Here is a 6,393-nt window from a genome sequence, read left to right as displayed (position 1 = left end):
AGGCCGGGATCGCCGGCCGGCTGCGCGCGGCGCGCGTGCGCCGGGTCGCCCGCCCGGGCTCGGCGCTGGGCGCCTGGCGCGAGCCGCGCACCCTGCTGATCGGCGTGGTCATCATGTCCGCCGCGCTGTCGGAGGGCGCGGCGAACGACTGGCTGGCCCTCGCCGTGGTGGACGGCTTCGACCAGGTCGAGGCCGTCGGCGCCGCGATGTTCGGCGTGTTCGTGGGCGCGATGACGATGATCCGGCTGCTCGGCACCCGGCTGATCGACCGGTACGGGCGGGTCGTCGTGCTGCGCACCTCCGGGCTGGTGTCGCTGGGCGGGCTGCTGCTGTTCGGCTTCGCCCCGTCCCTGCCGCTGGCGGCCGTCGGCATCGTGGCGTGGGGCTTCGGTGCCGCGCTGACCGTCCCGCTCGGCATCGCGGCCGCGTCCGACGACCCGCTGCGTGCGGCCAGCCGCGTCGCCGTGGTCTCGGCGTTCTCGTCCACGGCGTCGCTCGCGGCCCCGCCGCTGCTCGGGCTCGCGGCCGAGGTCATGGGGACGCGGCACGCGCTGCTGCTCATCACCGCGGCGATGGTCGCGTCGGTGCTGCTCGCCCGGACGGTGCGCCGCCCCGACGCGCCCGCCGAGCCGGCCCCCGCGGACAGCCCGGACGCGCCCGTCGTGGCGTCGGCGGAGCCCGGCGCGGTCCCCGTCTCCCCGGCGACCACGGGGGACGACGCCGGGTGCGTGCCCTCCGGTAGCGTCCGACGGGACGTCGCCGCCGAGCCGCAGCCCGCCCATCGCGCCTGAGGGCTCCCCGCCCCGTCCGCACGTCCCGACCCGATCCGTGGAGCACGCGATGACGCAGCAGACCCACGACCCGCGCACGGTGCGGCTGGCCTCGGCCGCCGTGTTCACCGTGTTCGCCCTCGCGGGGTTCAACTTCTCGACCTGGGCCGCCCGGCTGCCCGCCGTGCGGGACTCCCTCGGGCTGTCCGAGGGGCAGATGGGGCTGCTGCTGCTCGTCGGGTCGGTCGGGTCGCTGGTCGCGCTGCCGCTGTCCGGGCTGGTGGTGACCCGCATCGGGGCGCCGCGCGCGGTGCTGGGCTTCGCGGTGCTGAACGCGACCGGCCTGGCGGTCGCCGCCGCCGGTGCGTCCCTGGGGCAGGTCGTGGTCACCGCGGCCGGGCTCGTCGTGTTCGGCGTGGGCACCGGCGTGTGGGACGCGGCGATGAACCTCGAGGGCGCCATCGTCGAGCAGCACCTCGGCCGCACGGTCATGCCGCGCTACCACGCGGGGTTCTCGCTGGGGACGGTGGTCGCGGCGGGTGTCGCCGCGCTGCTGGCGTGGGTGCACGTGCCGGTGCAGGTGCACGTCCCGGTGGCCGTCGCGCTGTCCACGGTCGTCGTCGCGTTCGCGGTCCGGGCGTTCCTCCCCGCCGGGCAGCACGAGACGACGTCCGCCGACGCCGGCGCCGCCCCGGAGAGCCGCCGGTCGGTGTTCAGCGCGTGGCTGGAGGGCCGCACGCTGCTGATCGGCCTCGTCGTGCTGGCCGCCGCGCTCACCGAGGGCGCGGGCAACGACTGGCTGAGCCTGGCCGTGGTGGACGGGTTCGACCAGACGGACGCGGTCGGCGCGATCTCGTTCGGGGTGTTCGTCAGCGCGATGACGGCGATGCGGTTCCTCGGCACGGGGCTGCTCGACCGCTACGGCCGGGTCGTCGTGCTGCGGCTGTGCGCGGGGCTCGCGCTGGTCGGGCTGCTGGTGTTCGGCCTGGTCCCGGACGACATGCTGTGGCTCGCGCTGGTCGGCGCCGTGCTGTGGGGCATGGGCGCGGCGCTCGGGTTCCCGGTCGGGATGAGCGCCGCGAGCGACGACCCGCTGCGCGCCGCCGCCCGGGTCAGCGTGGTGTCGACGGTCGGCTACACGGCGTTCCTCGCCGGGCCGCCGCTGCTCGGGCTGCTCGCCGCGCACGTCGGGTACCGGCACGCGCTGCTCGCCATCGCGGTGCCGATCGTCATCGGTCTGCTGGTCGTGAACGCGGCCGCACCGACGCGCCGCACGGACCCGGAGCGGCCTACGCTCGTGCCGTGACCACCACCGTCGACGCGACCTTCGCCCAGCTGACCACCCTCGGGGTGGGCGGACCGGCGGGGCGGCTCCTGGAGACCACGACCGAGGCCGACCTCATCGACGCAGTGCGCACCGCGGACGCCGAGGGGACGCCGGTCCTGGTGCTCGGCGGGGGCTCCAACCTGCTCGTCTCCGACGCGGGCTTCGACGGCCTCGTGGTCCGGGACGCGCGGCGCGACATCACCACGCCGGACCACTCCGCGTGCGCGGGCGTGACGCTGACGGCCGTCGCGGGTGCGGTGTGGGACGAGGTCGTCGCGCACGCCGCGTCGCACCGGCTCAAGGGCGTCGAGGCGCTGTCCGGCATCCCCGGCTCCGTCGGGGCGACCCCGGTGCAGAACGTCGGCGCCTACGGCCAGGAGGTCTCGCAGACCATCGCCACGGTGCGGGTGTGGGACCGGTCGCGGTCCCGCGTCCGGACGCTGCCGCTGGCCGACCTCGGGTTCGGCTACCGGACGTCGCTGCTGAAGCGGTCGATGCGGGCGCTGCCCGACGAGGCCGACCCGGGTGCGCCCTGGTACCCGACGCCGCGCTACGTCGTGCTGGACGTGACGTTCCAGCTGCGGGTCGCGGACCTGTCGGAGCCCCTGGTCTACCCGGAGCTCGCGCGGGAGCTCGGCATCGCGGTGGGGGAGCGCGCGCCGCTGCCCGACGTGCGGGCGGCCGTCCTCGCGCTGCGCGGGCGCAAGGGCATGGTGCTGGACGCCGCGGACCCGGACACCCGCTCGGCGGGCTCGTTCTTCACCAACCCCGTGCTGACCACCGAGGAGGCGGCGACGCTCCCGGACGAGGCCCCGCGCTTCCCCGCGGGCGACGGCCTGGTGAAGACCAGCGCGGCGTGGCTCATCGACCGGTCGGGCTTCGCCAAGGGGTTCGGCCTGCCGGGCCCGGCGGCGCTGTCCACCAAGCACACGCTCGCGCTGACCAACCGCGGCGGCGCGACGGCGGGGGACCTGCTGACCCTGGCCCGCACGGTCCGCGACGGGGTCGCGCAGCGGTTCGGCATCACGCTGGAGCCCGAGCCGGTCCTGGTCGGCACGGCGCTGTAGCCCCCCCTCCCCACATCCCGACCCCCGTCGAGCGGTCAGCAGGTGCGGGTTACGCCGCTCGGAACCCCGCACCTGCTGACCGCTCGGCGAGAGTGCCTGGGGGTGCGGGGTGGGGAGTGGGGTGGGGTGGGCGTGGGTCAGCAACCCGGCGGCTGCTCAGCCCGCCGGTTGCGCAACCGGCTGGGCGCCGGTGGGGTCGGCGTCCCCGGGCTCGGTCGCGAGCCACGCGTCCACCCCCGCCAGCAGCCGCTGCCGCGTGCCGTCCGACGCCCGGCTCGCCCGGATCGAGGACCGGGCCAGGTCCGCGAGCTCCGCGTCCGAGAACCCGTGCACCTCGCGCGCCGTGCGGTACTGGTCGACCAGGCGGGAGCCGAACAGCAGCGGGTCGTCGGCGCCCAGCGCGATGGTCGCCCCGGCGTCCACCAGCCGCCGCAGCGGCACGTCGGCGTCGTCCCGGTAGACCCCGAGCGAGACGTTGGAGGCCGGGCAGAGCTCCAGGGCGATGCCCCGGTCGACCACGCGGCGCAGCAGCGCGCCGTCCTCGGCGGTCCGCACGCCGTGGCCGAGCCGGTCGGGGGCCAGCGCCTCCAGCACGTCCTCGACGTGCGGCGGGCCGAGCAGCTCGCCGCCGTGCGGCACCGACGCCAGCCCCGCCCGGCGGGCGATGGCGAACGCGGGCGCGAACTCGGCGGTGTCCCCGCGCCGCTCGTCGTTGCTCAGCCCGAAGCCGATGACCTCGCCCGGGCCGTCGCCCGCGTACCGGGCAGCGAGGCGCGCGAGGATCCGGGCGTCCAGCGGGTGCCGCATGCGGGACGCCGCGACGATGACGCCGACCTCGACGCCGAGGTCCGCGGTGGCGGACCGCGCCTCGTCCAGCACGATCTCCAGGGCCGGGGTGATGCCGCCGACCGGCGGGGCGTACGACGTCGGGTCGACCTGGATCTCCAGGCGGCCCGAGCCCTCGGCGGCGTCGTCGGTCGCGGCCTCGCGCACGATGCGCCGCAGGTCGGCCTCGCCGCGGACGCACGCGCGCGCGGCGTCGTACAGGCGCTGGAACCGGAACCAGCCGCGCTCGTCGGCGGGCAGCCGCAGCCCCTCGCCGTCGAGCAGGGAGGCGGGCAGCCGCACGCCCCGGTCGTGCGCGAGCTCCGCGAGCGTCGTGACCCGCATCGAGCCGGTGAAGTGCAGGTGCAGGTGAGCCTTCGGGAGCAGAGCCAGGTCGCGCACGTGCCGAGTCTGCCTGACGCCGACGGCCGGGTGCGACCGCGCCGCGCTCAGGGCGAGGGCAGCAGCCCCCGCTGCATCGCGACGGTGACGGCGCGCGTGCGGTCGTCGACGTCGAGCTTCGCGAACGCCCGCAGCAGATGGGTCTTGACGGTGGCCTCGGCGATGAACAGGTCCCGCCCGATGGCGGCGTTCGACAGCCCGCGCGCGACCCCCGCCAGCACCTCGACCTCCCGGGCCGTGAGGCGCTCGCCCTCGCCGCGCACCTGCTGCACCAGCCGGGACGCCACGGACGGTGACAGCGCGGACTCGCCGCGGGCCGCCCCGCGCACCCCCGCGACCAGGGTCTCGCGCGGGGTGTCCTTCAGCAGGTACCCCGTCGCCCCGGCCTCGACGGCCCGCAGGATGTCGGCGTCGGTCTCGTAGGTGGTGAGCACGAGCACCCGCACGCCGGGCAGCTCGGCGACGATCCGCGCGGTGGCGGCGGCCCCGTCGAGGACGGGCATCCGCAGGTCCATCAGCACCAGGTCGGGCCGCAGGTCCCGGGCCGCGGCCACGGCGGCGGCGCCGTCGGCGACCTCCCCGACCACCTCGATGTCCGGCTCCACGGTCAGCATGCCGACCAGCCCGGACCGGACCACCGGGTGGTCGTCGGCGACCAGCACCCGCACCGTCGTCGTCCCGCTCACCGTGCCGCCGTCCCTCGCTCGTCGTCCGTCGTCCTCGCGCCCCCGGGCACGGGCAGGGCCAGCCGCACGCGGGTGCCGCGTCCGGGTTCCCCGGCGACGTGCAGCGACCCGCCCCCGGCGGCGACCCGCTCCCGCATGCCCCGCAGCCCCACGCCCTCGGCCGTGCCGGGAGCGAGGCCGTTGCCGTCGTCCAGCACCTCCAGGGTCACGGCGCCGTCCTCGCGCAGCAGCCGCAGCAGCACCCGCCGCGCCCCGGCGTGCTTGCGCACGTTCGCCAGCGCCTCCTGCGCCGCCCGCAGCAGCACGACCTCGGCGTCCCGGTCCGTCGGGCCGACGGCGTCGAGCGTGACGTCCACCCGCACCCCGGTCTCCGCCTGGAACCGCTCGCCCAGGCGGGTCAGGGCCTCGGCGAGGGTCGCGTCCGCCAGCGCGGCCGGGCCGAACGCGGCGACCAGCGCGCGCGCCTCGGCGAGGTTCTCCCGGGCGACGCGCTCGATCTGCTCCAGCCGGCAGTGCACCTCCTCGGGCGCCCCGGCGTCGAGCTGCGCCTGCGCGGTCTGCGCGAGCATGACGACGCTGGTGAAGCCCTGCGCGAGCGTGTCGTGGATCTCCTGCGCCACGCGCTCGCGCTCGGCGAGCACCCCGGCGGCGTGGTTGCTCGCGGCGGCCTGCGCCTGCGCCGCCTCGACCTGGTCGATCAGCCACGCGCGGTTCTCGGACTGCTCGGCGATCCGCGTGATCCAGATGCCGAGCGCGAGCGCGAACGCCAGGCCGACGGCCATCTGCCCGGCGAGCTCCAGCAGGTCCGTGCCGCGCGACTGGAACTGCACCGCCATCGACGTGCTGACCGTGATCGCCAGCAGCGTGGAGGCGATGATCCCCTCGCGCAGGTCGCACGCGAAGAACCAGATCTGCGAGAACCCGATGAACAGCATGATCGACCCGAGCGAGCTCACCCCGCCCGCGATGGTCACCGCGGCGACCAGCACCACGAGGTAGGCGCGGGTCATCCGCACGTCCCCGCGCAGCGCACCCCGGCGTCCCAGCAGCAGGTACGCGCCGAGCAGCACGGCGCACGCGGCCAGGGCGGTCAGGGTCGCGCCGCTCAGCGGGAACGGCTCGTCGTCGACGACGACCATCGACGCGGCGCTGATGCCGAGCAGGACGTAGAACACCACGTCCCAGCCGATCAGCGACCGGCGCCAGAACTCCGTCTTGCCCTCGAGGTAGTCGGCGGGGCCGTTCGCCCACTCCGGCTCCGCGGCCGGGGCCCGCTCGCCCAGCGCGCGGCGGCGCCGGGCCCGCGCGAGCGCGCC

Annotated in this window: 6 protein-coding genes; 3 read left to right on the top strand and 3 right to left on the bottom strand. The window is 76.6% G+C overall.

Annotated features, from left to right (window positions below; translation table 11 throughout):
* The 3 genes from EBM89_RS18940 to EBM89_RS18930 all read left to right on the top strand — a co-directional run.
* Positions 1 to 791 (top strand): MFS transporter (locus tag EBM89_RS18940; protein WP_147463627.1); only part of this gene is annotated, 791 nt, incomplete at its 5' end.
* Positions 792 to 840: 49 nt separating this feature from the next.
* The gene (locus EBM89_RS18935) at positions 841 to 2,076 is read left to right on the top strand and encodes an MFS transporter (protein ID WP_122151170.1); all 1,236 of its coding nucleotides are present in this window, start codon (positions 841 to 843) and stop codon (positions 2,074 to 2,076) included.
* On the top strand, positions 2,073 to 3,164 hold the full coding sequence (locus EBM89_RS18930) for a UDP-N-acetylmuramate dehydrogenase (protein WP_122151169.1): 1,092 nt from the start codon (positions 2,073 to 2,075) through the stop codon (positions 3,162 to 3,164). The genes EBM89_RS18935 and EBM89_RS18930 overlap by 4 nt, the downstream gene beginning before the upstream one ends.
* 156 nt (positions 3,165 to 3,320) lie before the next feature.
* On the opposite strand, the gene EBM89_RS18925 is transcribed toward EBM89_RS18930, so the two are convergent.
* The 3 genes from EBM89_RS18925 to EBM89_RS18915 all read right to left on the bottom strand — a co-directional run.
* A complete protein-coding gene (locus EBM89_RS18925; RefSeq protein WP_122151168.1) occupies positions 3,321 to 4,391 on the bottom strand; it encodes an adenosine deaminase in 1,071 nt (356 codons plus the stop codon).
* A 47-nt stretch (positions 4,392 to 4,438) separates the two neighbouring features.
* On the bottom strand, positions 4,439 to 5,005 hold the full coding sequence (locus EBM89_RS18920; RefSeq protein ID WP_233571856.1) for a response regulator: 567 nt from the start codon (positions 5,003 to 5,005) through the stop codon (positions 4,439 to 4,441).
* A 68-nt stretch (positions 5,006 to 5,073) separates the two neighbouring features.
* Positions 5,074 to 6,393: sensor histidine kinase (locus tag EBM89_RS18915; protein WP_147463626.1), on the bottom strand; the 1,320-nt coding region annotated here is incomplete at its 5' end.

This window comes from Cellulomonas triticagri, assembly GCF_003696205.1.
Classification (GTDB): domain Bacteria; phylum Actinomycetota; class Actinomycetes; order Actinomycetales; family Cellulomonadaceae; genus Cellulomonas; species Cellulomonas triticagri.
The sequence above is the reverse complement of the archived record's forward strand: the minus strand, read 5'-3'. Positions and strand labels throughout refer to the sequence as shown.

Bases quoted from the DNA above. Each gene is read 5' to 3' on its own strand.
- EBM89_RS18935 (WP_122151170.1), top strand. From the start codon at position 841: ATGACGCAGCAGACCCACGACCCGCGCACGGTGCGGCTGGCCTCGGCC.
- EBM89_RS18920 (WP_233571856.1), bottom strand. From the start codon at position 5,005: ATGCTGACCGTGGAGCCGGACATCGAGGTGGTCGGGGAGGTCGCCGAC.